Source organism: Streptomyces sp. NPDC059371 (assembly GCF_042751995.1).
In the GTDB taxonomy this organism is placed as follows: Bacteria; Actinomycetota; Actinomycetes; order Streptomycetales; family Streptomycetaceae; genus Streptomyces.
This window is the reverse complement of the sequence record NZ_JBHYXD010000034.1, coordinates 18,965-45,541: the sequence shown is the minus strand read 5'-3', so window position 1 is coordinate 45,541 and position 26,577 is coordinate 18,965. Positions and strand designations below refer to the sequence as shown.

The following is a 26,577-nucleotide window of genomic DNA, read 5'->3' as shown; positions in this document are numbered from 1 at the left end:
TCATGACCGCCGTTTCCCTGGGCCTCCCCGAGGTACCGGTCCGGCCGATCGCGGAGCGCCGTGTGTCGCGGCGCATCCAGGTCGGACCGGTGGCGGTCGGCGGCGGGGCGCCCGTGTCCGTCCAGTCGATGACCACGACCCGGACGTCGGACATCGGCGCCACACTTCAGCAGATCGCGGAACTGACCGCGTCCGGCTGCCAGATCGTCCGGGTCGCCTGCCCCACGCAGGACGACGCGGACGCCCTCGCGACCATCGCCGCGAAGTCGCAGATCCCGGTGATCGCGGACATCCACTTCCAGCCGAAGTACGTGTTCGCCGCGATCGACGCCGGCTGCGCGGCCGTCCGCGTCAACCCCGGCAACATCAAGCAGTTCGACGACAAGGTGAAGGAGATCGCGCGGGCCGCGAGCGACGCCCGGATCCCGATCCGCATCGGGGTCAACGCGGGCTCCCTCGACAAGCGGCTGCTCCAGAAGTACGGCAGGGCGACGCCCGAGGCGCTCGTCGAGTCCGCGCTGTGGGAGGCGTCCCTCTTCGAGGAGCACGGCTTCCGTGACATCAAGATCTCGGTCAAGCACAACGACCCGGTCGTCATGGTCAACGCCTACCGCCGGCTCGCCGCCGCCTGCGACTACCCGCTGCACCTCGGCGTCACCGAGGCGGGGCCGGCGTTCCAGGGCACCATCAAGTCGGCCGTGGCGTTCGGCGCGCTGCTCTCCGAGGGCATCGGCGACACCATCCGGGTCTCGCTGAGCGCGCCGCCCGCCGAGGAGTGCAAGGTCGGCATCCAGATCCTGGAGTCGCTCGGACTGCGGCAGCGGCGCCTGGAGATCGTCTCCTGCCCGTCCTGCGGGCGCGCCCAGGTCGACGTGTACAAGCTGGCCGACGAGGTCACCGCCGGTCTGGAGGGCATGGAGGTCCCGCTCCGCGTCGCGGTCATGGGCTGCGTCGTCAACGGTCCCGGCGAGGCGCGGGAGGCGGATCTGGGGGTCGCCTCCGGCAACGGCAAGGGGCAGATCTTCGTCAGGGGCGAGGTCATCAAGACCGTCCCCGAGTCGAAGATCGTGGAGACCCTGATCGAAGAGGCGATGAAGCTCGCCGAGCAGATGGAGAACGACGGCGTCGCGTCCGGGGAACCGGCCGTCACCGTGAGCTGATCAGCACGGACCGAGAGGGGGCCCGACGTGACGATTCTGGAGAACATCCGGGGACCACGCGACCTGAAGGCGCTGTCCGAGGCGGAAATCGGCGAACTGGCCGAAGAGGTGAGGGAGTTCCTGGTACACGCGGTCGCCAGGACCGGAGGTCACCTCGGACCCAATCTGGGAGTGGTGGAGCTGTCCATCGCCCTCCACCGGGTCTTCGAGTCGCCCTTGGACCGCATCCTGTGGGACACCGGCCATCAGAGCTACGTACACAAACTTCTGACCGGACGTCAGGACTTCTCCAAGCTGCGCGGCAAGGGCGGCCTCTCCGGCTATCCCTCCCGCGAGGAGTCCGAGCACGACGTCATCGAGAACAGCCACGCCTCCACGGCGCTCGGCTGGGCGGACGGGCTCGCCAAGGCCCGCCAGGTGCAGGGCGAGAAGGGCCACGTCGTCGCGGTCATCGGCGACGGCGCGCTGACCGGCGGAATGGCGTGGGAGGCGCTGAACAACATCGCCGCGGCCAAGGACCGGCCCCTGATCATCGTCGTCAACGACAACGAACGCTCGTACGCGCCCACCATCGGCGGCCTCGCGAACCACCTCGCGACCCTGCGCACCACCGACAGCTACGAGCAGGTCCTCGCCTGGGGCAAGCAGGTCCTGCTGCGCACCCCCCTGGTCGGCAACACCATCTACGAGTCGCTGCACGGCGCGAAGAAGGGCTTCAAGGACGCCTTCGCGCCGCAGGGCATGTTCGAGGACCTCGGGCTCAAGTACGTCGGACCCATCGACGGTCACGACGTGGGAGCGGTGGAGTCCGCCCTGCGCCGGGCCAAACGCTTCCACGGGCCCGTGCTCATCCACTGTCTGACGGAGAAGGGGCGCGGCTACGAACCCGCGCTCGCGCACGAGGAGGACCACTTCCACACCGTCGGAGTGATGAACCCCCTCACCTGCGAGCCCCTCGCACCGTCCAACGGCCCTTCCTGGACCTCCGTGTTCGGCGACGAGATCGTCCGGATCGGCGAGGAGCGCGCGGACGTCGTGGCCATCACGGCGGCCATGCTGCATCCGGTCGGGCTCGGGAAGTTCGCCGAGAGATTCCCCGACCGGGTGTGGGACGTCGGCATCGCCGAGCAGCACGCCACGGTGTCGGCGGCCGGACTCGCGACCGGCGGCCTGCATCCCGTCGTCGCCGTGTACGCCACCTTCCTCAACCGGGCCTTCGACCAGCTCCTCATGGACGTCGCGCTGCACCGCTGCGGTGTGACGTTCGTCCTCGACCGGGCGGGGATCACCGGCGTCGACGGCGCCTCGCACAACGGCATGTGGGACATGTCGATCCTCCAGGTCGTCCCCGGTCTCAGGATCGCCGCGCCGCGCGACGCCGACCAGCTCAAGGCCCAGCTCAGGGAGGCGGTGGCGGTGGACGACGCGCCGACCCTGATCCGCTTCCCGAAGGAGTCCGTCGGTCCGGTCGTTCCCGCCGTGGACCGGGTGGGCGGGCTCGACGTCCTGCACCGGGGCGAGCGCCCCGAGGTCCTGCTCGTCGCGGTCGGCGTCATGGCCCCGGTCTGCCTCCAGACCGCCGACCTGCTGGAGTCCCGCGGCATCGGCTGCACCGTCGTCGACCCGCGCTGGGTCAAGCCCGTCGACCCGGAGTTGCCCGGCCTCGCCGCCGCCCATCGGCTCGTCGCCATCGTCGAGGACAACAGCCGGGCCTCGGGCGTCGGCGCCGCCGTCGCGCTGGCCCTCGGGGACGCCGAAGTCGACGTGCCCGTACGGCGGTTCGGCATCCCCGAGCAGTTCCTCGCGCATGCCAAACGGGCCGAGGTGCTGGCCGACATCGGGCTCACGCCCGTGGAGATCGCCGGACGGATCAGCGCCGGGCTGGCCATCAGGGACGAGCGGGCCAAGGCCGCGTACGAGCTGACGGAGGCCGCCGACAGGCCGGCCGAGGAAGAGTCGCCCAAGGAGAAACAGGAATGACCGACCCTGCCCAGAAGGGGGAGTTCGACCTCGGCGCACTCCTGGCCGAGCGCGGAGCCGAGCGCTACGAACTGCACACGAAGTACCTGAACCACCAGCTCCCGCGCATGCTGCACACCATCGGCTTCGACAAGGTCTACGAACGGGCCGAGGGCGCGCACTTCTGGGACGCCGAAGGCGACGACTACCTCGACATGCTCGCCGGCTTCGGGGTGATGGGCCTCGGCCGCCATCACCCCGTCGTCCGGCAGGCGCTCCACGACGTCCTCGACGCCTCGCTCGCCGACCTCACCCGCTTCGACTGCCAGCCGCTGCCGGGCCTGCTCGCGGAGCGGCTGCTCACCCACAGCCCGCACCTGGACCGGGTGTTCTTCGGCAACAGCGGTACGGAGGCCGTCGAGACCGCGCTGAAGTTCGCCCGGTACGCGACCGGCAGGCCGAGGATCCTGTACTGCGCGCACGCCTTCCACGGGCTGACCACCGGTTCCCTGTCGGTGAACGGCGAGGACGGCTTCCGCGACGGCTTCGCGCCGCTGCTGCCCGACACGGCCGTCCCGCTCGGCGATCTCGACGCCCTGGCCGGGGAGCTGAAGAAGGGCGATGTCGCCGCGCTCATCGTGGAGCCGATCCAGGGCAAGGGCGTCCACGAGTCCCCGCCGGGATATCTGCGCGCCGCCCAGGAACTGCTGCACCGGCAGAAGGCGCTGCTCATCGCGGACGAGGTGCAGACCGGCCTCGGCCGGACCGGGGACTTCTACGCCTACCAGCACGAGGAGGGGGTCGAACCGGACCTGGTGTGTGTCGCCAAGGCGCTCTCCGGCGGCTATGTGCCGGTGGGCGCGACCCTCGGAAAGGACTGGATCTTCAAGAAGGTCTACTCCTCCATGGACCGGGTCCTCGTGCACTCCGCGAGCTTCGGCTCCAACGCGCAGGCCATGGCGGCGGGTCTCGCGGTGCTCTCCGTGATGGAGAACGAACAGATCGTCGCGAACGCGCGCGTCACCGGAGAGCTGCTGAAATCCCGGCTGGCGGCCCTGGTCGACCGCTACGAACTGCTCAGCGAGGTGCGCGGGCGGGGTCTGATGATCGGCATCGAGTTCGGGCGGCCCGCGTCGCTCAAGCTGCGCAGCCGCTGGACCATGCTGCAGGCCGCGCGCAAGGGGCTGTTCGCGCAGATGGTCGTCGTACCGCTGCTCCAGCGGCACCGCATCCTCACCCAGGTCTCCGGCGACCACCTGGAGGTGATCAAACTGATCCCGCCGCTGGTCATCGACGAGCGGGATGTCGACCGGTTCGTAGAGGCCTTCACCGCGGTGATGGAGGACGCGCACAACGGCGGCGGGCTGATGTGGGACTTCGGGAAGACGCTGGTGAAGCAGGCGGTGGCGAACCGCTGAGACCCGGCCGGACCGACGGCCCGCCGCGGGCGGTGCGGGTGCGGCCGGCAGCCGGCGAGGCGGTGCGGGTGCGGCCGGCGACCGGCGGGGATGCGGCCGGGCGAGATGGATCGTGTCCGGCGAGGCTTTTGCCTCTGGGGCAATAATATTGCCCCAGAGGCAATTGTTTGGCTCAATGGTTCCATGAGCACTGCCGATCCAGGGACGGCCGAAGAGCCGTCCGCCGAGCTGCACGCCGTGGCGCCCCGGCTCCGCGCCCTGCGCCGCGGCGCGTCTCTCACGCTGGAGGCCGCCGCCCGCGCCGCCGGACTCTCGCCCGCCCATCTGTCCCGGCTGGAGACCGGGCAGCGCCAGCCCTCGCTGCCGATGCTGCTCACGCTGGCCCGTGTCTACAGTACGACGGTTTCCGAACTGCTCGGCGAGACGGTCCCCGACCGTGACGCGGTCGTACGGGCCGCCGAAATGGAGCCGGCCCCGGCGGGCGGCTGGACCTACTGGCAGGCGGGCTCCGCGGGCCGCGGCATGCAGGCCCTGCGTGTGCACGTCCCCTACGGTTCCCAGGGCGACATCGTGCGCGTCCACCCGGGCGAGGAGTGGCTGTACGTCCTCAAGGGGCGGCTCAGTCTGCGCCTCGGGGACACCGCGCACATCCTCGCGCCGGGAGACAGCGCCCACTTCGACTCGCTGACCCCGCACCGCATCGCCGCCGCCGAGCGCGACGGAGCCGATCTCCTCTTCGTACACACCCTGCTGCAGAGCCCCGTCGCCGCGCTGTGCCTCGGCCCGGCGACGGGCCACCCCACCCCGGGAGAGACGTCATGACCGAACCCACGGAACGCCGCCGGTCCATGGAGGACAAGTTCCCTCGCGCCCTGTGGGTGCGGCTGATCATCTACGTCGCCGTCGGCCACCTGTTCGCGGCCTTCATCTACCTGCTCTTCACGCTGGGCGCGCAGAACCAGTAGCGCCCGGGTCGGGGAGCGTGGCTTCGGCTCAGTCCAGGAGCCGCGCGCGAAGGCGCTCCCGGAGCTCCGGCGTGAGCCCCAGCCCCTGTTCCAGGTAGGCCTCGACGCTGCCCCAGTTCTCCTCGATCGTCTCGAAGGCGGCTGTCAGGTACTCGGCGCGCGCGTCGAACAGCGGGCTGAGCAGTTCCATGACCTCGGGGGAGTAGGTGCCGGCCGAGGAGCCGCTGCGGTGGACCTTGTAGCGGCGGTGGGCGGCGTTCGACTCCAGGTAGTCGGTCACGATCGCCTCGCGCTCGACGCCGAGGGCGAGCAGGGTGACCGCGATGGACAGCCCGGCGCGGTCCTTGCCCGCCGCGCAGTGCATCAGCGCGGGCACGCTGTCGTCGGCCAGGGCGTGCAGCACCTGCGCGTGCTCGGCCGTGCGTTCCCTGATGATCGTGCGGTAGGAGTTGATCATCCGGTTGGCGCCCTTGCCGTCGCCGAGGAGCCCGCGAAGCTGGTCGATGTCGCCGTCGCGGACCATCTTCCAGAACTCGCTGCCGTCCGCCGGGTCGCTCAGCGGGAGGTTCACGTTCCGCACGCCCGGCAGTTCGACGTCCGGGCCCTCCAGCTTCTGGTCCGCGGCGTTGCGGAAGTCGAAGATCGTGTGGAGACCCAGGGAGGCGAGGAACGCGGCGTCCTCCTCCGTGGCGTGCGCGAGGTGGCCGCTGCGGAACAGATGCCCGTAGCGCACTCGCCGGCCGTCCGCGGTGGGCAGTCCGCCCACGTCGCGGAAGTTCCGCACTCCGCCGAGCTCGGGCTCGGTCGACGGGACCTGCTGCGTCACGGGGGCTCCTCCCATTCGGCCGTCGGCGTCGCCGGGCTGGACTCGGCGCCGCTCGTCGGCAGTTGTACCGGCTTGCGCTGTCGACGATACGACATAGGTTCCTCGGGCAATGAGTTGTCCACAGGCGGCCTTCTCGCGTACGGAAAGCCCTGGAAGCGGTGCTCCACAGCTCACTGGATCGAATGCCCGTTCGATAAATGTGCGAGGCCGACCGTCGGGCTGGTCGCACCCTTCTCGTCGCGTGAGGCCTGCAGGGCAATTGCTATGAAATGCGGCATTGCGAGTGTGCCGTTTTGCGTGCCGCCTCATACAGAGATCCGGATGTGCCGGATATCCGCCTGCGTCGCATCTGACCTTTCTGTCCGAATAGGCACCTTCGTTACAACTGGCCCTGGAATAGGGCACCCTGGGGCGAGTCGCGTGAGGAGCGTCATATTCGTGACGATGCGTTGCCGTCCTCATTTCTCAACCCGCCAGGATTCACGGGCGGGTTGAGAGGTCCGGAAGATCGTCACTCCACGGAGGGTGACGACGATTTCCGCATGGATCAAGAAAGGCGAGCGCACAGAAACCGCCCATAGTTGTCGACGCGCTCTCATCTCGCTTACGTTCTGCCTCAATCCGGACGGACGCCCAATCCTGCCGCCGCCCGGAATCCGCACACTCACCCGTACACGGCAGGAGCGGGGGACCCACAGGTTCCGTGCCTGGTCCGGTCTCCGGAACAGGCTAGGGGTACAGCCGCGCAGCAGCGGCCGGGCATCTCCAGCCCGCACCCGACAGCTCACCCCGCAGGCGCCGGAGAGGAATTCGTCATGCCCGCGAAGGGTAAGCACCGCCGTCCCAAGTCCCTGCGTTTCACCCGCTCGATAGCCGTGGCCGGAACCGGTGGCGCCGCACTCGCGCTGCCCCTGATGGGAGCGTCGGGCGCCCAGGCCGCGACCCCCGCCACCGCCGTCGCGCACCATGTCGAGAAGGCCGCGACCGCCGCCCCCGCCGAGAAGTCCGCCAAGACCGCCGCGGTCAAGACGTACGCGGTGAAGCGCGGTGACTACCTCTCGAAGATCGCCGACGAGCAGAACGTCGGCGGCGGCTGGAAGAAGATCTACGCGGACAACCGCTCCGCGATCGGCAGCGACCCGTCGCTGATCCACCCCGGTCTGAAGCTGTCGCTCGGCAAGAAGGCCGCCTCCGCCGCCCACTCGGCGACGCAGTCGGCCACTCGGACGACCACCTCGGCGAAGCCCGCCCAGGCGACCCCGGCCGACGACACGACCGCGTCCGACACGGCCTCCACCAACAGCTCCTCCGGCTACACCCTGCCGGTCGACAGCAGCAGCGTCGGCACCGGTTACAAGGTGGCGGGCAGCATGTGGTCCAGCGGCTACCACACGGGCGTGGACTTCGTGGTCCCGACCGGCACCACGCTCAAGTCCATCGCGGCGGGCACCGTCGTCTCCGCGGGCTGGGGCGGCGCCTACGGCAACCAGGTCGTCATCCAGCACGCCGACGGCAAGTACTCCCAGTACGCCCACATGTCGTCGCTGTCCGTCTCGGCGGGGCAGACCGTGACCGAGGGGCAGCAGATCGGCCTCTCCGGCGCGACCGGCAACGTGACCGGACCGCACCTGCACTTCGAGATCCGCACCACGCCGGACTACGGCTCCGACATCGACCCGGTCGCGTACCTGCGCTCGCACGGTGTCGCCGTGGGCTGACGCCCCTTTTCCTCCTGCTCCTGACGGCAGGAAGATCTCCGAAGGCCGGACCCCATGATCCCCTGGGTCCGGCCTTCGGTGTTCCCGTGGCGCGGCCCCGAGTCGATCGCTGCCTCAACATCCTTGACGCGGGCCTTATTCCAGAGTTGACCAATGCTTGGCGAGTGGCTTATCTCACCGTCCGTCAACCCTTCCCTACGGTCGCGTAGCTCACATCAATAGGTGAATCATGCTTGATGTGGCAGACGATTCGAAGAGTGACAAGAGATCAGTGATCGGGTCGTACGTGGCGGTGGGGGACAGCTTCACCGAGGGCGTCGGCGACCCCGGGCCCGACGGAGCTTTCGTCGGCTGGGCCGACCGGTTCGCGGTACTTCTCGCGGACCGCAGGCCCGAGGGCGATTTCGACTACACCAATCTCGCCGTGCGCGGCAAACTGCTCGACCAGATCGTCGAGTCCCAGCTCCAGAGGGCGAAGGAACTCGGCCCGGACCTGGTCTCGTTCTGCGCCGGCGGCAACGACATCATCCGCCCCGGCACCGACCCCGACGAGGTCGCGGAGCGCTTCGAGCGCGCGATCGCCGACCTCACCTCCGCCGTCGGCACCGTCATGGTGACGACCGGCTTCGACACCCGTGACGTTCCCGTGCTCAAGCATCTGCGCGGCAAGATCGCCACCTACAACGGACATGTGCGGGCCATCGCGGACCGCTACGGCTGTCCCGTCCTCGACCTCTGGTCCCTGAAGACGGTCCAGGACCGCCGGGCCTGGGACGGCGACCGGCTGCACCTCTCGCCCGAGGGGCACACCCGGGTGGCGCTCCGTGCCGGACAGGTACTCGGCCTCGAGGTCCCGGCCGACCCGGACCAGCCCTGGCCGCCCCTGCCGCCGCGCGGCACGCTGGAGGTGCGCCGCGACAACATCCAGTGGGCGCGCGAGTATCTGGTCCCGTGGATCGGACGGCGACTGCGCGGGGAGTCCTCGGGCGATCACGTCTCGGCCAAGGGGGCCCTGTCCCCGGACGACATCAAGCTGCGCATCGAGTCGGTGGCCTGAGCCGCTACCGGCCCTGCCGACGGTCCCGGTTGGGCGGGCGTCACCGACTCTGGCGGCGGGACCGGCTTTGGCCGGCGAGCCCGGCTTGGCCGACGGGACCGGCACGGTCGGCGAGCCCGGCTGCGGTGGCGGTCCCGGCTTGACCGGGCCGGACCGCCTTGGCCGGTGGACCAGTTCGGCCGGCGGACCAGCACGGCCTGCAGGATTCCTCAGCCGGCGGGACCGGCTCGGTCGGCGGGGCCGGGCCGACCGGCCGACTGGCACCTCGTCCGGGACCGGTCCGACCGGCCGGGACCGAGTGCCCGTAGCGCGGCCGCACCCGCCCAGGGCGTTCAGGAGCGCCACTCGCTTCCGGCGGCTCCGGGACGATCGCCGTCGCCACGGTCCGAACAGTGGAGTCGGGTGAGGCGCGATACGCGGGAGGAGCCGGGCCGGGGTCGGGGCCGTGATCCGAGGTCGGGTTGGGGGCCGGGTCGGGGTAGTGACCCGAGGCCAGGTCGGGATCCGGGGCGGAGTAGTGACCCGAGGCCGGGTTGGGATCCGGGTCGGGCTCGTGACCCGAGGTCGGGCCGGGATCCGGGGCGGGTTCGTGACCCGAGGTCGGGTCGAGGTCGGGACCCGAGGCCAGGTCGGGGTCCGAGTTCGGGTCGGGGGCCGGGGCCAGATTGCGATCCGAGGCCGTTCGACGCACCCCGCCTCTGCCTCGCCCCCGCGCGAGGGTCAGCGCACCGCTGCCATCAACGCCGCGCGTTCCAGGCCCAGTTCGCGGGCGAGGGCCTCGTCGGCCCATTCCTGGGTGCGTGCCCGCGACACCGCTCCGGAGTACGCGGTCATCTGGACCGCCAAGCCGTCCAGCAGCGCCGTGAGTCTGAGGACCGCGCTCGCGGGGTCCGGGCAGCGGAACTCGCCGGCGGCCACACCCTCCGCGATCACCTCGGTCATGGCGGCCTTCCACTGCCGGTCGAGGCCGCGGGTGACCTCACACAGCGCGGGCTCCCGCAGGGCGACCGCCCAGCCCTCGATCCACAGCCGCCAGCCCTTGGCCTGTCCGGTCGGGGCGTACCAGCGCACGGCGGCACGAAGGCGGCGCAGCGCTGTCGTGCGACGGCCGAGCAGCTTGCGCAGATGGGCGAGGTCGTCCTCGGCGGCGTGGGTGAACGCGGCGGCGACCAGCTTCTCCTTCGTCGAGAAGTGGTACAGCACCAGCGCGTTGCTCACGCCGAGAACCGAGGCCACGTCGGCGATCCGTACCGCCGCGACGCCCCGCGCCTCGATCTGCTCGACGGCGGCCCGCAGCAACTCCTCACGCCGCTCCGCCACACTCAACCGGACTCTCGCCACGCGGCAACCCTACACAGCCCATTCGCCGGAAGCCCTGCGGGAGCGGCGGCGTCCCGGAGCGGCTCCCGCGGACTCCGGCCGGCCCCGCCCGCCGTCGGTCGGCGAACTGGTGGTCCGCCTTGATGCGGCCCTCCTCGTGGGCACGGGTCACGATCCTCGTGAGTACGCGTCAAGCGCGCGTGCGGCTGGTCGTGACCGGGTCCTCAGCGGTACCAGCCGAACCGCTCCGCGATGACCGGGAGCCGGTCGGTGACGATGGCGTGGGCGGCGGCCCGCGGGGTCGTGCCGTCGGCCTCCGCGCGCGCGAGCGTCCGGTCGATCAGGGCGCGCATGGAAAGCCGGGTGTGGGCGAACGCCTCGTCCGCGTCGGCGCCGATGTCGCCGAACAGGGTCCACCACCACCACGCGTTCGTGCCGGAGTTGACCACGACGTCCGGCAGGACGGTGATCCCGCGTGCGGCGAGCAGTTGCTCCGCGTCCGCGAGAACGGGCATGTTGGCCGCCTCGACGATCCAACGGGCCTTGATCTCCCGCTGGTTCGCCGTGTCGATCGCGTACGAGACCGCGGCGGGCACCAGCACCTCGGCATCGGCGGACAGCCAGGCGTCACCGGGGAGTTCGCGGTCGGCCGGGCGCAGCACCGCGCGGTCGACCGTCCCGTACAAGTCCCGCGCCGCGAGCAATGCCTCGACGTCGAGGCCGTCCGGGTTCGCGATGGTTCCCTTGACGTCGGCGACGGCCACGACCTTGAGTCCCGCGCGCGCGAGGAAGCGCGCGGTGGCCCCGCCCATGGTGCCGAGTCCCTGCACGGCGACACGCGTTCCCGCGTACGGGGTGCCGGCCCGGTCCAGCGCGGCGAGCGCCGACTCGGCGACCCCGCAGCCGCCGACCAGTTCGTCGAGGCCGATGCCGTCCACCTCGACCGCGAAGGCGTCCGCGAGGCGCCGCCGGGCCGCCACCTCGTCGTCGAGCAGCGGGTACACGGCCTGGATGGACGAGACGAGGCCCGCCTCCCCGGCGGCCCGGTCGACCAGGTCCTGGCTGAGCCCGAGATCCTCGCCGGTGGTCCAGAAGCTCTCGATGTAGGGCCGCATGGCGCGCAGGTAGCGCACCAGCAGTCCGTACGCCGCCGGGTCCTGGGGATCGCAGTCGATCCCGCCCTTGGCGCCGCCCAGCGGGATGTACCGGCCCTCGGGGTTGTAGTGCAGCGCCTCTTTCATGGTCATGCCGCGGGCGAGCCCGGTGACCTCCTCCAGCGTGCAGCCGGGCCGCATCCGCAGACCGCCGCTGGAGACGCCCCGCACGAGCCGGTCGACGACGAGGAACCCCGGACGGCCGGTGACATGGTCCGTCCAGGTGAGCGTCATCAGGGGGGCGGCGGTCATCGGGTCTCCTCGGGGACGGCGATCAGGGTGGGGCCGGGGGTGCGCAGCGCCTCGGCGAGCGCGGCGCCCAGCTCGTCCGGGGTGTACGCGTGCGTGCCCTGTCCTCCGTAGGCGCGGGCCAGGACGGGCAGGTCGACCGGAGCGAGGTCGACGGCCGTGGGCGTGTCGCCCCGGGCGGCCATCTCGTCGCGGATCTCCCCGTAGCCGCCGTTGTCGAAGACCACGACGGGCAGCGGGAGGCGGAGCTGTGCCGCGGTCGCCAGTTCCTGCACGGTGAACTGGAGGCCGCCGTCCCCGCTGAGCGCCACGACCTCGCGGCCGGGGCACGCGGCCTTGGCTCCGATCGCCGCGGGCAGAGCGTAGCCGAGGGTGCCGTAGCCGGTCGGGTGAAGATAGCGGCCCGCGGGGCCGAGCGGGAGGTGGGGGAGTGCTCCGTAGTAGCAGCACTGGGCGCTGTCCGAGGTGATCACGGCGTCTTCGGGGAGGACGGAACGGATCGCCCGCAGGTACGGGATCCAGCGGGCGTCGCGCCCGGCGGTCTCGGCGTTCCGCGCGGCCCGCAGTGCCGCCGCCCGCCGGACGGGGTCCTCGTCGGGCACACGCGCGTGCGGGTGTCCGCCACGGGGTCCCTCGACGGCGCCGGGCACGCGCGCGTGCCGGTGCGTACCGCCTGGTTCCCGCGTACCGCCTGGTTCCCCGAGAGCGGCGAGCAGCGCCGTCAGGGACGGCAGCGCGTCGCCCACGACCGCGACGTCCGCGGCCGGACCCGCGTACATCTGGTCCGGGTCGATGTCCACGCGGATCAGCGTGCCGTTCAGGGCGGGCGGCGCGGACCAGAAGTCGGACTCGGCGAGCTCGGTGCCCACGGCGAGTACGGCGTCGCGCTCCGCGAGCCAGTCCCGGACCGCGGGGCTGTGCAGCGACACGCCGACGGCCAGCGGATGGGTCTCCGCGACGATGCCCTTGCCGTTGGCCGTGGTGAGGACGGGAGCGCCGAGCCTCTCGGCGAGGGCCAGGCCAGGGGCGGCCGCGCCGCGCGCTCCGCCGCCGAGCACGAGCGCCGGACGGCGTGCCTCGCGCAGCGCCTCGGCGGCCCGCTCCACGGAGAGGGGCGCCGGAGCGAGGGGAAGGACGGGAGGGGCGATGCGCGCGGGAGCCGCTTCCTCGGCGGCCTCCAGCAGATCGAGCGGGATCTCGATGTGCGCGGGGCGCGGCCGGCCGGTGCGGAACAGGGTGAAGGCGCGTGCCACCGCCGCGTCGATCTCGGCGACCGAGGACACGCGGTGGCTGAACGCGGCCACGCCCCGCAGGGCCTCCGTCTGGCTGCGCGTCTCGTGCAGCAGGCCGGTCGCGAGCCGGGGGTGACGCAGGGGCATCCCGGGGGAGACGACGAGCAGCGGCACGCTGTCGGAATAGGCCTGGCCGACGGCGGCCGCCGCGTTCAGCAGGGCGGGTCCGGTCGTGGTGATCACGACGCCGGGACGCCCGGTCACGCGCGCGTAGCCGTCGGCGGCGTATCCGGCGCCCTGTTCGTGACGCGTCAGAACGTGCCGGACGCCGTAAGCGGACAGGTGGCGGTAGATCTCCAGGTTGTGCGTACCGGGAATGCCGAAGGCGCGGGTCACGCCGTGTCCGGACAGGGCGCGGACGAGGGCCTCGCCGCCGGTGAGCATCTCGCCCATCACACGCTCCGCGCGACGGCGACGGCGACGGCACACCCGGCGGCGTACGAGGCGCCCTCGGCCCTGGCCGGTTCGGCGGGGAGGTCGGACACGGTGTCTCCAGACGTGGACGGGCCGGTGCGGCTCCCGGGCCACCGGGGCGCGTGGTCTCTACTGAATCATGAGTCAGTATCGGAAGGCGTGCCGGGTCGTGTCAACGCGCGGTACCGGCGTCGCCACGGGCACGACGGCGCCCAGAACGCTTCACCGGGGCGGAAGAAGCGGGGGTGCGGCGGGGTTGGCACCTACGGAACCAGGGCCACGGACTTCGCGTTGTGACCGGGTGACCCGGCGCTGTCAGAGGCGACGGCCATAATGAAAGTCTGACCGACTCCATCTGGAGGTATCCGTGACCGGTTTCCGTACCCTGAGCTCCGGGCTTCGCGCGCTGCGGCCCGCCGCCTTCGGCGCGGATCCGGCTGGTGCGCGCATGCGGCGCATCCGCAACTCGCCGAACTTCGCGGACGGAGTGTTCCAGAACCCGGAGACCGCCCGTACCCGCCCCGACGGCTCCATGGTGGAGTTCGCGAAGGTCTACTTCCGCAGCGAGGAGCGCGCCCACCGTTCCCCGGCCGGGACCGTGCCCGTGCACGCGACGACACTCGCCGACCTGGCCAGGCCCGCCGCGACCGGACTGCGGCTCACCTGGATGGGGCACTCCAGCGTCCTCGCCGAGATCGACGGCCACCGCGTGCTGTTCGACCCGGTCTGGGGCGACCGCTGTTCCCCCTTCCCCTTCGCCGGCCCCAAGCGGCTGCACCCGGTTCCGCTGCCGCTCGCCGCGCTCGGCCCGGTCGACGTCGTGGTGATCTCGCACGACCACTACGACCATCTCGACATGCCCACGATCAAGGCGCTGGGCGGCACGGACACGGTGTTCGCCGTGCCGCTGGGCGTCGGGGCCCACCTGGAGCACTGGGGCATCGCGGCCGAGCGGATCCGTGAGCTGGACTGGCACGAGTCGACCAGGGTCGGCGGGATCACCCTGACGGCGACACCGGCGCGCCACTTCTGCGGGCGCGGCCTGCGCAACACCCAGCACACCCTGTGGGCCTCGTGGGTCGCCGAGGGCGACGAACACCGGATCTACCACAGCGGCGACACCGGCTACTTCCAGGGCTTCAAGGACATCGGCGCCACCCACGGCCCGTTCGACGCCACGATGATCCAGATCGGCGCGTACAGCGACTTCTGGCCCGACATCCACATGACGCCCCAGGAGGGGATGCGCTCCCACCTGGACCTCCAGGGCGGGGTGCCCTCCGGAGTGATGCTGCCGATCCACTGGGGGACGTTCAACCTCTCCACCCACGCCTGGGCCGACCCGGGCGAGGGCACGCTGGCCGCCGCCCGCGCGGTCGGAGCGCGGGTCGCGCTGCCCCGCCCCGGAGAGCCCTTCGAACCCACCGCCGAGACCGTCCCCTCCGAGCCGTGGTGGCGTGGTGTGGCACGTGCGCCGAAGGGCGGCTGGCCGGCCGTCGAGGAAACCGTGATCGATACGCCGGGTGACATCGCCGACGACTCGACGGAAGGCACCGGGGAGCCCGAAACGGTGCCCGCGGGCTGATCCACCGATCGGATGCGAGGGCCGGGGAGCACAACGCTCCCCGGCCCTCGCTGTTTGCTTGCGACCGCTTCCGACCAGCTCTGATCGGATCCAGGGCCCGGTGTGAACGCGTGTCCGACGGGGTTATCGGTCAGTCGTACGAGGCCTCATACCAGAGCGGGACGCTACCTGACGGAGTTTGTCAACAGCCCACCGCACATGATGCGTTGGCGACTACTGTCAGTTGCCGACGGGCGACGCAGGGCCGAATTTTTCGGCTCTCTCGACCGGCACCGCGATGGCACACGCCCGAGTCGCGGAACCGCGGGAGCTCCACGCCCCCGACGCATCCAGTACGAGGACGCCGATGTCTCACCTCCGCGCACCGGCCGCACGCGCAGACCGCCGCGAGGGCGGGCGGCACGGCCGTCCGGCCGCCCGCGCCACCCTCGCGCCGCCCGAGACGCACCTGCGGCACCAGCTCCTGCGCCTCGCGGTCCTGCCGCCGACCGCCGTGGCCCTCAGCGCGTGCGCCGCCGTCCTGTTCACCGTCCGCTCCACCGGCGCCCGGCCCGGCCCCGTCCTGTGGGCCGTCCTCGCCGGAGCGGTGGGCGTCGCCCTGGCCGGCATCCTGATCGCCGCCGTGGCCGCCGACCGCGCCGCCACGTCCGTACGGGAACGCATAGGAGCCCTCCGCCGCACGAGCGCCCGCACCGAATCCGACCTGCGCGACGTCGTGGAGGGGCTGCGCCGCGGCGAGGACCCGCCCGCGCGCAAGAAGCGCCGCCGCCCGCCCGCGGACGCCGACGACTTCGAGCTGCTCGCCGCCGACCTCTCGCGCGCCCACGACGGCGCCGTCGCGGCCGTCGTGCAGGCCGCGCAGCTCTCCAGCAGGGCGGGCAGCGACCAGAAGGTCGAGGTCTTCGTCAATCTGGCCCGGCGCCTGCAGTCCCTCGTGCACCGCGAGATCTCCATCCTCGACGAGCTGGAGAACGAGATCGAGGACCCGGACCTCCTCAAGGGGCTCTTCCACGTCGACCACCTGGCCACCCGGATCCGACGCCACGCCGAGAACCTGGCCGTGCTCGGCGGCGCCGTCTCACGCCGTCAGTGGAGCAACCCCGTCTCCATGACCGAGGTGCTGCGCTCCGCGATCGCCGAGGTCGAGCAGTACTCGCGGGTCAAGCTCGTGCCCCCGATCGACGGCACCCTGCGCGGCCACGCCGTCGCCGACGTGATCCACCTGCTCGCCGAACTCGTCGAGAACGCCACCGTGTTCTCCGCCCCGCACACCCAGGTGCTGCTGCGGGTCGACCTCGTCACCTCGGGCCTGGCCATCGAGGTGGAGGACCGCGGCCTCGGCATGCAGGCCGCCGAGCAGGACAGGATGAACGCCCTGCTCGCCGACCCCGACCAGGTCAATGTCGCGGGCCTTCTCCAGGACGGGCGCATCGGCCTGTTCGTCGTCTCGCAGCTCGCCCGCCGGCACGGCATCCACGTACGGCTCCAGAGCAACATCTACGGCGGTGTCCAGGCCGTCCTCGTGGTCCCGCAGGGCCTGCTGGGATCGGCGCCGGACGCCGCCGAGGACGCGGGCCTGACCCAGGCGCCGCCGGCCGGGACGAACGGCGGGCACCGGCCGGCCCTCGGAACCGGGCCCGCCCACACGCCGTCCGCGCAGCTCCCGGCGCTTCCCGGCGGCCGCCCGGCGGCTCCCGTGGTGCCCCGGCAGTCGCCGCGCGAGCTGTCACGGGAGGCCCCGGCCGAGCCCGTACGACGGGAACGGACACCGGAGCGGGGCGCGGACGCGGCGGCCGGGGCGCGCGCTGCCGGAGCGCTTCCGGTGCGCGGCGCCCGTGCCGAACGGCCCAATCCCGCCGAGGCCCTGCCCGGCATCCGCCCCGAGGACCGCCTCACCGCCGCCGAGAACGCGGCCCTGCCGCCCACCCCGCGCGCCGGTGTCGTCCGCGGCACCATGGGCAAGCCCAGCCTGCCCAAGCGGCGCGCCCAGGAGCACCTCGTTCCGCAACTGCGCGAAGGGCAGGCGCCCCGCCCGGACACCCAGCACCACGTCGGGCACGACCCGGGGCTCATGGCGGCCTTCCAGCGCGGGATCGGGCTCGCGGAGACCGCACACGCGGAGCCGGTGGACCAGCAAGGGCCGGAGCAGTCCCGGGTCCCCTCCGCCACGGCCCGGCCGGGCGCACCGGCCTCCTTCCCCGACCGGACGCGCTCGGAGGCCCCCGGCGACGACAGCGCCAGCCGGGCCCGAGGGGACCTGACCACGGGCCACCCCGCGGACGGCCGCGACCCCCTGGACGTACCCCTGGCGGACGGCACACCGCCGGCCCGCCGGGGCGTGGCGCGCGCGACACACGCACCGGCACCGCAAGGAGCCCACGACCTCGCGTCCCGCCACGACCCCACCACCACCCGGCACGACGGGAGCGCACCGGCCGGATGACCACCCCCGCACCCACCCCCACCGCTCCCGCAGACCTTCGTACCTCAAGGAGTCGATCCCCCATGGCGAGCGATGCGCCCACCGGCCACGTGTCCGACCTCGACTGGCTGATGAGCGGCCTTGTCCAGCGCGTACCCCACACCACCAGCGCGGTACTGCTCTCCAGCGACGGGCTCGTGAAGTCCGTCCACGGCCTCGACCCGGACAGCGCCGACCACATGGCGGCCCTCGCCTGTGGCCTCTACGCCCTCGGACGCAGCGCGGGCGTACGTTTCGGCGACGGCGGCGAGGTGCGCCAGGTCGTGGTCGAACTCGACTCGACCCTGCTGTTCGTCTCCACGGCGGGCTCCGGAACCTGTCTCGCCGTGCTCGCGGGCCGGGAGGCCGACGCGGCCGTCCTCGGCTACGAGATGGCGATGCTGGTCAAGAGCGTCCGCCCCTATCTGGTCACCGCGCCCCGGCAGCACGCCGTCGAACCGTCGGCGATGAGGTCTTGAGCGCGGCCGCGGCCGGCGACGGGCCCTGGCTCGATGACGCGGCGGGACGCCTCGTGCGCCCCTACACCGTCAGCGACGGCCGGACCCGGCCGAGCACCGCGCTCGACCTCCTCTCCCAGGTCATGGCCACCGGAGCCACTCCCCTCGGCTACCTCGGCCCCGAGCACAGCCAGGCGCTCGAACGCTGCCGGGCACCCGTCTCGGTCGCGGAGGTCGCCGCCCATCTGAAGCTGCCGGCGGCGGTCACCAAAGTGCTGCTGTCGGACCTCGTCGACTGCGGGGCGCTGACCACCAAGCCCCCTCAGTTCCACCACAACCCCACTGACCGGTCCCTTCTGGAGGCAGTGCTCGATGGACTACGACGACAGCTCTGACCCCTTCCCCACCGCGCTCAAGATCCTCGTGGCGGGAGGGTTCGGGGTCGGCAAGACGACGTTCGTCGGCGCGGTGAGCGAGATCGCGCCGCTCAGTACGGAGGAACTGCTGACCACGGTCGGTGCCTCGACCGACCGGCTCGACGGGATCGAGAACAAGGTCGAGACGACCGTCGCGATGGACTTCGGCCGCATAACCCTGGATCCGGACCATGTGCTCTATCTGTTCGGCACACCCGGGCAGGAGCGGTTCTGGTTCATGTGGGACGAGCTCTCCGACGGCGCGCTCGGCGCGGTCGTCCTCGCCGACACCCGGCGCCTGGAGGACTGCTTCGCCGCCGTCGACTTCTTCGAACAGCGCGGTCTCGCGTTCATCGTCGCGGTCAACGAGTTCGACGGCTCGTACCGCTACGACCCGGCCGAGGTGCGCGCGGCCATCGACCTCGACCCCGGGATCCCGGTCGTGTGCTGCGACGCCCGCATCTCCAGCTCGGGTGTGCAGACCCTGCTCACCCTGGTCCGGCACCTCCTCGCCCACGCGCCCGCCCACATTCCGAGCCATGGAGCCCGTACATGAGGTACGACTCGCCGGGTCCGGGCGGTCGTCTGCTGCTGACGCCGCCGGACAAGGACGCCCCCGCCCGGGTGCGAAGGCTGCGCCGGCTGGGCCTCGGGGAGTGCTCCGAGCCCGCCCTCGACGCCTTCGCGGACCGCCTCGCGCAGGTCGCCGCCGCGCCGTACTCGATGGTCAACTTCATCGACGAGCAACAGCAGTTCTTCGCTGGTCTGCACACCCCGGACGGCGGAGCCCGGGGCGGCAGGCTCCCGGTCGCCCTGGACGGCAGCGAGCTCGAACTGGGCCGCTACATGGCCCGGGACCACGGCTTCTGCCCTCATGTCGTGGTGCGCCGCAAGGCACTCGTGCTGGAGGACGTCTGCGACTATCCGCGCTTCGCCGGAAATCCGGTCGTCGACGAGTTCGGCGTCCGCTCCTACCTCGGTGCCCCGCTGCTCGACCGCAGCGGCATCGCCCTCGGCACGATCTGTGTCGTGGACGTCGAGCCGCGCCCCTGGGGAAGGACGGGCCTGGAGACCATCAAGGCGATGGCGGCCGAGCTGACCGGGCAGCTCGAACGGCGGGGAGAGGCTCACGGGATCTGACGACGCGCCGGGGCGCGGGTCCGGCCCTGTCGGCCGCCCGGGACCCATCCTGTGACGTATGCCGGGACTCATCCCTGATGTCCGTGACGAACCCCCGTGGAACGGGGGTGTCACATGTCGACGTAGCCGTGCCTGACGCCACCGTCCCCCACTTCGCCTCCTCGCCCCCACGCCGCTCCGGCGGCCCGGCGACCGGCCCCCGGACGGGCCGGGAGAACGCGGGCGTGAAGGAAAGCTGGGGCCGCGCTTAAGAAATCCTCGATGGACCCAGGGCACCGTCGTACGGCAGATTCCTGGGTGAACTCACCCCTCTCCCCGGTGCGGGCCGCTTCGGCGTGCCCTTTCCCGGGACCTCACGCACAGGAGCCGTACGAGTGAAGGCGCTGGTCAAGGAGAAGGCGGAGCCCGGACTCTGGCTCACGGACGTCCCGGAGCCGCAGGCCGGCCCCGGCGAGGTACTGATCAAGGTCCTCAGGACCGGGATCTGCGGCACCGACCTGCACATCCGCAACTGGGACGGCTGGGCGCAGCAGACCATCACGACGCCCCTCGTGCTCGGCCACGAGTTCGCGGGCGAGGTCGTCGAGACCGGCCGCGACGTCACCGACATCAACATCGGCGACCGCGTCAGCGGCGAGGGCCACCTGGTCTGCGGCAAGTGCCGCAACTGTCTCGCCGGACGCCGCCACCTCTGCCGTGCCACCGTCGGCCTCGGTGTCGGCCGTGACGGCGCGTTCGCCGAGTACGTCGTGCTTCCCGCCACCAACGTGTGGGTGCACCGCGTCCCGGTCGACCTCGACGTCGCCGCGATCTTCGACCCGTTCGGCAACGCCGTGCACACCGCGCTGTCCTTCCCGCTCGTCGGCGAGGACGTCCTGATCACCGGCGCCGGCCCGATCGGCCTGATGGCCGCCGCCGTGGCCCGCCACGCGGGCGCCCGCAACGTCGTCATCACCGACGTCAGCGAGGAGCGCCTGGAACTGGCCCGCAAGATCGGCGTCAGCCTCGCCCTCAACGTCGCGGGCTCGACCATCGCCGACGGACAGCGCACCCTCGGCCTGCGCGAGGGCTTCGACATCGGCCTGGAGATGTCCGGCCGCCCCGAGGCGATGCGCGACATGATCGCCAACATGACCCACGGCGGACGGATCGCCATGCTGGGTCTGCCGTCCGCGGAGTTCCCGGTCGACTGGGCCCGGATCGTCACCTCCATGATCACGATCAAGGGCATCTACGGCCGCGAGATGTTCGAGACCTGGTACGCGATGTCCGTCCTCCTGGAGAGCGGCCTCGACCTCATGCCCGTGATCACCGGCCGTTACGGATTCCGGGACTTCGAGGCGGCGTTCGACGACGCGGCAGGCGGCCGCGGCGGCAAGGTCATTCTCGACTGGACTCTCTGAGGACTCTAAGGAACTGATGATGTTCGACTCCGTCCGTGACGACCTGCGCACCACCCTCGACGAGATCCGCGCCGCCGGGCTGCACAAGCCCGAGCGGGTCATCGGCAGCCCGCAGTCCGCGACCGTGACCGTCACCGCGGGCGGCCGCCCCGGTGAGGTCCTCAACTTCTGCGCGAACAACTATCTCGGTCTCGCCGACCACCCCGAGGTCGTCGCCGCCGCCCACGCGGCGCTCGACCGCTGGGGCTACGGCATGGCCTCCGTGCGCTTCATCTGCGGTACGCAGGAGGTGCACAAGGAGCTGGAGGCGCGGCTGTCCGCGTTCCTCGGCCAGGAGGACACGGTCCTCTACTCCTCCTGCTTCGACGCCAACGGCGGTGTCTTCGAGACCCTCCTCGGCGCCGAGGACGCGGTCATCTCCGACGCCCTCAACCACGCCTCGATCATCGACGGCATCCGGCTGTCCAAGGCGCGCCGCTTCCGGTACGCCAACCGCGACATGGCCGACCTGGAGGCCCAGCTCAAGGAGGCCTCCGGCGCGCGCCGCCGGCTGATCGTCACCGACGGCGTCTTCTCGATGGACGGATACGTCGCCCCGCTCCAGGAGATCTGCGACCTCGCCGACCGTTACGACGCGATGGTCATGGTCGACGACTCGCACGCGGTCGGCTTCGTCGGTCCCGGCGGCCGGGGCACCCCCGAGCTGCACGGCGTCATGGACCGCGTCGACATCATCACCGGCACCCTGGGCAAGGCCCTCGGCGGCGCTTCCGGCGGCTACGTCGCCGCCCGCGCCGAGATCGTCGCCCTGCTGCGCCAGCGGTCCCGCCCGTACCTCTTCTCGAACACGCTCGCCCCGGTGATCGCCGCGGCCTCCCTGAAGGTCCTCGACCTGCTGGAGTCCGCCGACGACCTGCGCGTCCGGCTCGCGGAGAACACCGCGCTGTTCCGCTCCCGGATGACCGCGGAGGGCTTCGACATCCTCCCCGGCGACCACGCGATCGCCCCCGTCATGATCGGTGACGCGTCCGTCGCCGGCCGGATGGCGGAGCTCCTCCTGGAGCGTGGCGTGTACGTGATCGGCTTCTCGTACCCGGTCGTCCCGCAGGGCAAGGCCCGTATCCGGGTGCAGCTCTCCGCGGGGCACTCCACCGAGGACGTGAACCGGGCCGTGGACGCCTTCGTGGCGGCGCGGGCCGAGCTCGACGCCTGACGGCGGACGCGCCCCGCGCCGGGGCGCACACCGGTCCGATGGCCGGAAAAGGCGTGTGACCTGAGAGAATCGGTCGCATGATCGAAGCGCGGCGGCTCCACATCCTCCGTGCGGTGGCCGACCACCGCACGGTGACGGCGGCTGCCGCCGCGCTGTATCTCACGCCCTCGGCGGTCTCGCAGCAGCTCACCGCCCTGGAGCAGGAGACGGGCCACCGGCTCGTCGAGCGTGGCGCCAAGGGCGTACGGCTCACACCCGCCGGCGAGATCCTGCTCGGCCACACCAACGCCGTGCTGGCTCAACTGGAGCGCGCGGAGGCCGAGTTGGCCGCGTACAGCGCGGGCTCCGCCGGCACGGTCACCGTGGCCTCCTTCGCCACCGGCATCGGCCTGGTCGTGGCCCCCGCCCTGGCCCGCCTCGCCGTCACCTCGCCCGGCATCCTCGTCCGCGTCCAGGACGCCGAGGGCGACGCCAGCCTGCCGATGGTGCTGGACCGGCAGGTCGACATCGCGGTGGCCGTCGAGTACCGCGGCGCCCCGGACGCGGACGATCCACGCCTGACCCACGTCCCGCTCTACGCCGAACCCTTCGACGCGGTCGTGCCGGTGACCCACCGCCTGGCCGACTCCGCGGAAGTGCCGCTCGCCGAGCTGGCCAAGGACCCCTGGATCGGCCCGTACCCCGGCAACCCCTGCCATGACGTGGTCGTCCTGGCCTGCGAGAACGCCGGATTCCAGCCGCGCCTCGAACATTCCTCGGACGACTTCCGCGCCGTCGTCGCCCTCGCCTCCGCCGACGCGGGCGTCGCCCTGGTACCGCGCTCGGCACTGCGGGGCATGGACCTCACGGGTGTGGTCGTACGCCCGGTGGACGGTGTCGCCCCCACCCGCCGCGTCTTCGCCGCCGTGCGCCGGGGCGCCGAGGACCATCCGTTGATCCGGCCCGTCCTGGAGGCTCTGACGCGGGCGGCCACGGAGGACTGAGCCCGCCGATCCCGTCGATCTCGCCGATCCCGTCGAGCGGCCCGTCGAATCCGCCGGTCCCAGGGGTCCATCGACGCCTTCCCCTGATTCCCGAATATGGGATAACGTCCCGGATATGGGAATCGAGGGCGATAGTGAGGTCGACGTCCGGCTCGGCGCGCGCCTGGCCGAGCTGAGGGCCGAACGGGGCTGGACCCTGGGCGAGTTGGCGGAGCGCAGCGGGATCAGCAGATCGACCCTCTCCCGTGCGGAGCGTGCCGAGATCAGCCCCACGGCCTCCCTCCTCAACCGTCTCTGCCATGTGTACGGGCGGACGATGTCGCACCTGCTCAGCGAGGTCGAACGGGAATCCGCGCTCCTGGTCCGCGCCGCCGACCAGACGGTCTGGACCGACCGGGCCTCCGGATTCGTCCGGCGATCGGTGTCGCCGCCGCACGCCGGACTGCGCGGCGAACTGGTCGAGGGACTGCTCACGGCCGGCGCGGACATCGCGTACGACAGGCCTCCCGTGCCCGGCCTCGAGCAGCACGTCTGGGTCCTCGACGGAAGGCTCGACGTGACCGTGCGGGACGTCGAGCACCGCCTCGACGCCGGTGACTGCCTCCGGTTGCGGGTGTGGGGGCCGACACGCTTCCACTGCCCCGGCCCCGCGGACGTGCGGTACGCGCTGGCGGTGGTGCTGCCGTGATCACCGTCACGCGCCTGACCGCGGCCGAACTCCTCGCCGGAGCCGATGAGTTGGCGGGACTGCTCACCGACACCGTGGAGGGCGGCGCCTCGATCGGATTCCTCGCCCCGTTCGGCCGCGCGGCGGCGGTCGCCTGGTGGCGCGAGCGCGCGGACGCGGTCTCGGCCGGCCACCACGCGGTCTGGGTGGCCCGCGCCGACGGCCGGCTGCTCGGCACCGTCGCCCTCGCCTTCCCGGACAAGCCCAACAGCCGCCACCGCGCCGAACTCGTCAAGCTGATGGTCCACCGCGACGGCCGCGGCCAGGGTGTGGGCCGTACCCTCCTCGCCACCGCGGAGACGGCGGCGGCCGCCGCCGGAATCACCCTCCTCCATCTGGACACCGAGACCGGCAGCCCCGCCGAGTCGCTGTACCTGTCGGCGGGCTGGACCCGGATCGGGGCGATACCGGACTACGCGGCGGCACCGTCGGGCGAACTGCGCCCGACGACGATCTTCTACAAGCGGCCCGGAGCGCACACCGACGGCACCTGACGTCGTGCTTCCCCGCGTCCTTCGCCGCGTCGATGTCAGTGGCATTGGCTACGGTGCCTCCCATGCCGGATGCAGAAGACGTTCGCCGTATCGCCCTTTCCCTGCCGGACACGACGGAGAAGATCGCCTGGAGCATGCCCACCTTCCGGGTCGCGGGAAAGATGTTCGCCACGCTGCCCGAGGCGGAGACCTCCATCGCCGTGCGCTGTCCGAAGGAGGAGCGCGACGAACTGGTCCTGGCCGAGCCGGGGAAGTTCTGGATCGCCGGCCACGAAGCCGGCTTCGCCTGGGTCCGTGCCCGGCTCGCCGCCCTGGAGGACGACGACGAACTCCGCGCCATCCTCGCCGACTCCTGGCGCCAGGCGGCCCCGCCCCGACTGATCGACGCCCACCCCGAGTTGGGCCTGCCGTCCGCCGACTGAAACGGCCCCTGCGCCGCCGGTGCCCCGTGGCATGATCCGCATCGGGAGTGATCCGGGGACGGACACGATCCGGAAGCGGGAACGAGGCGTGGGACGGGCGGCTTCGTGGGGGAGCCGCCAGGGGGCGGGGGGAGGGACGCGCACGGGATGACCACGACGTCATCGGGCCGGGAGCCGCAGGACGGGGTGCCGTGCGAGCGGCCGGGCTCGGGCCGGGCCCGCGGCGGTCCGCTCGACGAACGGCCGAGCCGGTCGGTCTGGTCGCGGGACTTCGCCCTGTTCTTCGTCGCGCGGGCCCTCGCCCGGCTCGGGGAGACCATGCTCCCGGTGGCGCTCGCCGCCGGACTGCTGCGGTACGGGTACGGAGTCGGTGCCGTCGGCCTCGCCATGGCAGCCTCCGCCGCACCCTTCGCCGCACTGGTCGTGTTCGGCGGAGTGATCGCCGACCGGTTCAGCACCCGCAGACTGATGATCGGCGCCGACCTCGTACGGCTCGTCGCCCAGTCGATCGCCGCCGCCCTCTTCTTCGCCGGCCACGTGGTCCTCTGGCAGGTCTGCGTGATCGGCGCGGTCAACGGCGTGGCCGGCGCCGTCTTCCAGCCCGGCGTCGCCAGCACCGTGCCACGCCTGGCCGCCGACATCCAGGGAGCCAACGGCGCCATCCGGATCGCCGAGTCCGCCGCCCAGCTCGCCGGCCCCGCCCTCGCGGGGCTGCTGGTCGCGTTCGCCTCCGCCGGAGGGGTCTTCGTGGCCCACGCCGGCACCTACGCGCTGAGCGCCCTGTGCCTGCTCCTGCTCCGCCTGCCCCCGGCCGCCCCCGGAAGCCGCCCCCACAGCGCCGGCTTCACGGCCGATCTCGCCGAAGGCTGGCGGGAGTTCCGGTCCCGTACGTGGCTCTGGGGCGTCATCGTCATCTGGTGCGTCTACATGATCTCCGTCTGGGGCCCGACCGTCCCCCTGGTGGCGACCGAGGTGGTGCGGGCGCACGGCCCGCGCGCCTACGGCCTGATCAACTCCGCCCTCGGCGCGGGCACGGTCGTCGGCGGACTCGTCGCCCTGCGCCTGCGTCCGCGCCGCATGCTGCGCGCCGGTTCCTTCGCCCTCCTGGCCTTCGCCTGCTTCCCCGCGTCCGTGGGGGCGGGGTTCGGTGTGGCCGCCATCTCCGGGTGCGCCGTGATCGCCGGAGCGGGCATCTCGCTCTGGGGCGTGATGTGGGCGACGAGCGTGCAGACGCAGGTCGCCCCCGACGTCCTCAACCGCATCCACGCCTACGACGTCGCGGGCTCCCTGGCGATGATGCCCGTCGGCCAGGCACTCGCGGGACCCGCCGCCGCGGCCCTCGGCGCCCACAACGTCCTGCTCGTGGCCGGCGTCATGTCCCTCGTCGTCTGCGTGGCCCTGCTCTCGGTGCCCGCGATCCGGGACCTCGTACGGGTGGACGGCCCCGTGTCCCGGTCACCGAACAGCACCCCGGTACCGCGCGAACACGCCGCTGGGCCGTCCGGCCCGCGCGAAACGGGTGCGCGACCACCGGCGTGAGTGCGGTATTGTTTCCGTGCGCGTCCAGCCAGGGGAAACCCCAGGTCAGACGGGCATCGGGACGTGGCGCAGCTTGGTAGCGCACTTGACTGGGGGTCAAGGGGTCGCAGGTTCAAATCCTGTCGTCCCGACTGGAGTCTTCTCCGTAGTCGCAGGTGGGGGTGGGGGGAGCGGCGGCCAGTCGGGGTGGGCGGGGACAGAATG

At 71.9% G+C, this 26,577-nt stretch carries 24 protein-coding genes, 1 tRNA gene and 1 riboswitch; of the genes, 21 read left to right on the top strand and 4 right to left on the bottom strand.

Translation table 11 applies throughout. The annotated features are described in order from the left end of the window. Window positions 1-2: 2 nt before the first annotated feature. The 5 genes from ispG (at window position 3) to ACFXGX_RS20630 (ending at window position 5,502) form a co-directional block, all read left to right on the top strand. Window positions 3-1,160, top strand: coding sequence for a flavodoxin-dependent (E)-4-hydroxy-3-methylbut-2-enyl-diphosphate synthase (ispG, locus tag ACFXGX_RS20650; RefSeq protein ID WP_384793067.1), 1,158 nt, complete (start codon window positions 3-5; stop codon window positions 1,158-1,160). A gap of 27 nt (window positions 1,161-1,187) precedes the next feature. Next, entirely contained in the window at window positions 1,188-3,140 is a 1,953-nt protein-coding gene (gene dxs / locus ACFXGX_RS20645) for a 1-deoxy-D-xylulose-5-phosphate synthase (protein ID WP_384793064.1), read from the top strand. Beyond that, window positions 3,137-4,537 (top strand): aspartate aminotransferase family protein, encoded by a 1,401-nt coding sequence (locus ACFXGX_RS20640; RefSeq protein ID WP_384793061.1) that lies wholly within the window; start codon window positions 3,137-3,139, stop codon window positions 4,535-4,537. The genes dxs and ACFXGX_RS20640 overlap by 4 nt, the downstream gene beginning before the upstream one ends. A 183-nt stretch (window positions 4,538-4,720) precedes the next feature. Then, window positions 4,721-5,359: a helix-turn-helix domain-containing protein gene (locus ACFXGX_RS20635; protein ID WP_384793058.1), complete on the top strand. Its 639-nt coding sequence runs from the start codon at window positions 4,721-4,723 to the stop codon at window positions 5,357-5,359. 26 nt (window positions 5,360-5,385) lie between these two features. Beyond that, window positions 5,386-5,502 carry a DUF6126 family protein gene (locus ACFXGX_RS20630; protein ID WP_148012225.1) on the top strand — a complete coding sequence of 39 codons (117 nt, stop codon included), beginning with the start codon at window positions 5,386-5,388 and terminating at the stop codon, window positions 5,500-5,502. A 28-nt stretch (window positions 5,503-5,530) separates the two neighbouring features. Here the strand turns inward: ACFXGX_RS20630 and ACFXGX_RS20625 are convergent, their stop codons facing one another. Continuing rightward, window positions 5,531-6,328, bottom strand: a complete 798-nt coding sequence (locus ACFXGX_RS20625) for a tyrosine-protein phosphatase (RefSeq protein WP_384793055.1) — start codon at window positions 6,326-6,328, stop codon at window positions 5,531-5,533. Window positions 6,329-6,983: 655 nt separating this feature from the next. After that, a riboswitch (cyclic di-AMP (ydaO/yuaA leader) is annotated at window positions 6,984-7,139 on the top strand. Window positions 7,140-7,143: 4 nt separating this feature from the next. On the opposite strand from ACFXGX_RS20625, the gene ACFXGX_RS20620 reads away from it, so the two are divergent. Next, entirely contained in the window at window positions 7,144-8,046 is a 903-nt protein-coding gene (locus ACFXGX_RS20620; protein ID WP_384793052.1) for a peptidoglycan DD-metalloendopeptidase family protein, read from the top strand. A 271-nt stretch (window positions 8,047-8,317) separates the two neighbouring features. After that, entirely contained in the window at window positions 8,318-9,103 is a 786-nt protein-coding gene (locus tag ACFXGX_RS20615; RefSeq protein ID WP_384793168.1) for an SGNH/GDSL hydrolase family protein, read from the top strand. Window positions 9,104-9,823: 720 nt separating this feature from the next. Here ACFXGX_RS20615 and ACFXGX_RS20610 read toward each other — a convergent pair. From ACFXGX_RS20610 to ACFXGX_RS20600, 3 genes are all read right to left on the bottom strand, one after another. After that, window positions 9,824-10,444: a TetR/AcrR family transcriptional regulator gene (locus ACFXGX_RS20610; protein WP_384793049.1), complete on the bottom strand. Its 621-nt coding sequence runs from the start codon at window positions 10,442-10,444 to the stop codon at window positions 9,824-9,826. Between the two features lie 203 nt (window positions 10,445-10,647). Beyond that, entirely contained in the window at window positions 10,648-11,829 is a 1,182-nt protein-coding gene (locus ACFXGX_RS20605; RefSeq protein WP_384793046.1) for a Glu/Leu/Phe/Val dehydrogenase dimerization domain-containing protein, read from the bottom strand. Further along, window positions 11,826-13,511: a 5-guanidino-2-oxopentanoate decarboxylase gene (locus ACFXGX_RS20600; RefSeq protein ID WP_384793043.1), complete on the bottom strand. Its 1,686-nt coding sequence runs from the start codon at window positions 13,509-13,511 to the stop codon at window positions 11,826-11,828. The genes ACFXGX_RS20605 and ACFXGX_RS20600 overlap by 4 nt, the downstream gene beginning before the upstream one ends. A 388-nt stretch (window positions 13,512-13,899) precedes the next feature. Here ACFXGX_RS20600 and ACFXGX_RS20595 point away from each other — a divergent pair, with 388 nt between their 5' ends. The 14 genes from ACFXGX_RS20595 to ACFXGX_RS20530 all read left to right on the top strand — a co-directional run bounded on the left by ACFXGX_RS20595 (window position 13,900) and on the right by ACFXGX_RS20530 (window position 26,504). Next, a complete protein-coding gene (locus ACFXGX_RS20595; RefSeq protein ID WP_384793040.1) occupies window positions 13,900-15,117 on the top strand; it encodes an MBL fold metallo-hydrolase in 1,218 nt (405 codons plus the stop codon). A 346-nt stretch (window positions 15,118-15,463) separates the two neighbouring features. Next, a complete protein-coding gene (locus ACFXGX_RS20590; RefSeq protein ID WP_384793037.1) occupies window positions 15,464-17,560 on the top strand; it encodes an ATP-binding protein in 2,097 nt (698 codons plus the stop codon). 62 nt (window positions 17,561-17,622) lie between these two features. Next, window positions 17,623-18,057, top strand: a complete 435-nt coding sequence (locus ACFXGX_RS20585) for a roadblock/LC7 domain-containing protein (protein ID WP_328445767.1) — start codon at window positions 17,623-17,625, stop codon at window positions 18,055-18,057. Next, entirely contained in the window at window positions 18,054-18,431 is a 378-nt protein-coding gene (locus tag ACFXGX_RS20580; RefSeq protein ID WP_384793034.1) for a DUF742 domain-containing protein, read from the top strand. The genes ACFXGX_RS20585 and ACFXGX_RS20580 overlap by 4 nt, the downstream gene beginning before the upstream one ends. Next, the gene (locus ACFXGX_RS20575) at window positions 18,409-19,008 is read left to right on the top strand and encodes an ATP/GTP-binding protein (RefSeq protein WP_384793031.1); all 600 of its coding nucleotides are present in this window, start codon (window positions 18,409-18,411) and stop codon (window positions 19,006-19,008) included. Before ACFXGX_RS20580 ends, ACFXGX_RS20575 begins: the two co-directional genes overlap by 23 nt. Next, window positions 19,005-19,592, top strand: a complete 588-nt coding sequence (locus ACFXGX_RS20570) for a GAF domain-containing protein (RefSeq protein ID WP_384793028.1) — start codon at window positions 19,005-19,007, stop codon at window positions 19,590-19,592. Before ACFXGX_RS20575 ends, ACFXGX_RS20570 begins: the two co-directional genes overlap by 4 nt. A 374-nt stretch (window positions 19,593-19,966) precedes the next feature. Beyond that, on the top strand, window positions 19,967-20,995 hold the full coding sequence (gene tdh, locus ACFXGX_RS20565; RefSeq protein ID WP_384793025.1) for an L-threonine 3-dehydrogenase: 1,029 nt from the start codon (window positions 19,967-19,969) through the stop codon (window positions 20,993-20,995). A gap of 19 nt (window positions 20,996-21,014) precedes the next feature. Continuing rightward, a complete protein-coding gene (locus tag ACFXGX_RS20560) occupies window positions 21,015-22,208 on the top strand; it encodes a glycine C-acetyltransferase (RefSeq protein ID WP_384793165.1) in 1,194 nt (397 codons plus the stop codon). Between the two features lie 77 nt (window positions 22,209-22,285). Further along, on the top strand, window positions 22,286-23,191 hold the full coding sequence (locus ACFXGX_RS20555; RefSeq protein ID WP_384793022.1) for a LysR family transcriptional regulator: 906 nt from the start codon (window positions 22,286-22,288) through the stop codon (window positions 23,189-23,191). Window positions 23,192-23,306: 115 nt separating this feature from the next. Beyond that, window positions 23,307-23,879: a helix-turn-helix domain-containing protein gene (locus ACFXGX_RS20550; RefSeq protein WP_384793019.1), complete on the top strand. Its 573-nt coding sequence runs from the start codon at window positions 23,307-23,309 to the stop codon at window positions 23,877-23,879. Further along, a complete protein-coding gene (locus tag ACFXGX_RS20545) occupies window positions 23,879-24,412 on the top strand; it encodes a GNAT family N-acetyltransferase (RefSeq protein ID WP_384793162.1) in 534 nt (177 codons plus the stop codon). The genes ACFXGX_RS20550 and ACFXGX_RS20545 overlap by 1 nt, the downstream gene beginning before the upstream one ends. 62 nt (window positions 24,413-24,474) lie before the next feature. After that, the gene (locus tag ACFXGX_RS20540) at window positions 24,475-24,834 is read left to right on the top strand and encodes an MmcQ/YjbR family DNA-binding protein (protein ID WP_384793016.1); all 360 of its coding nucleotides are present in this window, start codon (window positions 24,475-24,477) and stop codon (window positions 24,832-24,834) included. Window positions 24,835-24,981: 147 nt separating this feature from the next. Then, window positions 24,982-26,373, top strand: a complete 1,392-nt coding sequence (locus ACFXGX_RS20535; protein WP_384793012.1) for an MFS transporter — start codon at window positions 24,982-24,984, stop codon at window positions 26,371-26,373. A 57-nt stretch (window positions 26,374-26,430) separates the two neighbouring features. Beyond that, window positions 26,431-26,504 (top strand) — tRNA-Pro (locus tag ACFXGX_RS20530). The last annotated feature ends 73 nt before the right edge of the window (window positions 26,505-26,577 follow it).

What these genes read in the sequence shown, in the direction of transcription:
- ispG (WP_384793067.1), top strand. Translation starts at nt 3, where the DNA reads ATGACCGCCGTTTCCCTGGGCCTCCCCGAGGTACCGGTCCGGCCGATC.
- ACFXGX_RS20640 (WP_384793061.1), top strand. Translation starts at nt 3,137, where the DNA reads ATGACCGACCCTGCCCAGAAGGGGGAGTTCGACCTCGGCGCACTCCTG.
- ACFXGX_RS20635 (WP_384793058.1), top strand. Translation starts at nt 4,721, where the DNA reads ATGAGCACTGCCGATCCAGGGACGGCCGAAGAGCCGTCCGCCGAGCTG.
- ACFXGX_RS20630 (WP_148012225.1), top strand. Translation starts at nt 5,386, where the DNA reads ATGGAGGACAAGTTCCCTCGCGCCCTGTGGGTGCGGCTGATCATCTAC.
- ACFXGX_RS20620 (WP_384793052.1), top strand. Translation starts at nt 7,144, where the DNA reads ATGCCCGCGAAGGGTAAGCACCGCCGTCCCAAGTCCCTGCGTTTCACC.
- ACFXGX_RS20605 (WP_384793046.1), bottom strand. Translation starts at nt 11,829, where the DNA reads ATGACCGCCGCCCCCCTGATGACGCTCACCTGGACGGACCATGTCACC.
- ACFXGX_RS20600 (WP_384793043.1), bottom strand. Translation starts at nt 13,511, where the DNA reads ATGGGCGAGATGCTCACCGGCGGCGAGGCCCTCGTCCGCGCCCTGTCC.
- ACFXGX_RS20590 (WP_384793037.1), top strand. Translation starts at nt 15,464, where the DNA reads ATGTCTCACCTCCGCGCACCGGCCGCACGCGCAGACCGCCGCGAGGGC.
- ACFXGX_RS20585 (WP_328445767.1), top strand. Translation starts at nt 17,623, where the DNA reads ATGGCGAGCGATGCGCCCACCGGCCACGTGTCCGACCTCGACTGGCTG.
- ACFXGX_RS20575 (WP_384793031.1), top strand. Translation starts at nt 18,409, where the DNA reads ATGGACTACGACGACAGCTCTGACCCCTTCCCCACCGCGCTCAAGATC.
- ACFXGX_RS20570 (WP_384793028.1), top strand. Translation starts at nt 19,005, where the DNA reads ATGAGGTACGACTCGCCGGGTCCGGGCGGTCGTCTGCTGCTGACGCCG.
- ACFXGX_RS20560 (WP_384793165.1), top strand. Translation starts at nt 21,015, where the DNA reads ATGTTCGACTCCGTCCGTGACGACCTGCGCACCACCCTCGACGAGATC.
- ACFXGX_RS20555 (WP_384793022.1), top strand. Translation starts at nt 22,286, where the DNA reads ATGATCGAAGCGCGGCGGCTCCACATCCTCCGTGCGGTGGCCGACCAC.
- ACFXGX_RS20550 (WP_384793019.1), top strand. Translation starts at nt 23,307, where the DNA reads ATGGGAATCGAGGGCGATAGTGAGGTCGACGTCCGGCTCGGCGCGCGC.
- ACFXGX_RS20540 (WP_384793016.1), top strand. Translation starts at nt 24,475, where the DNA reads ATGCCGGATGCAGAAGACGTTCGCCGTATCGCCCTTTCCCTGCCGGAC.
- ACFXGX_RS20535 (WP_384793012.1), top strand. Translation starts at nt 24,982, where the DNA reads ATGACCACGACGTCATCGGGCCGGGAGCCGCAGGACGGGGTGCCGTGC.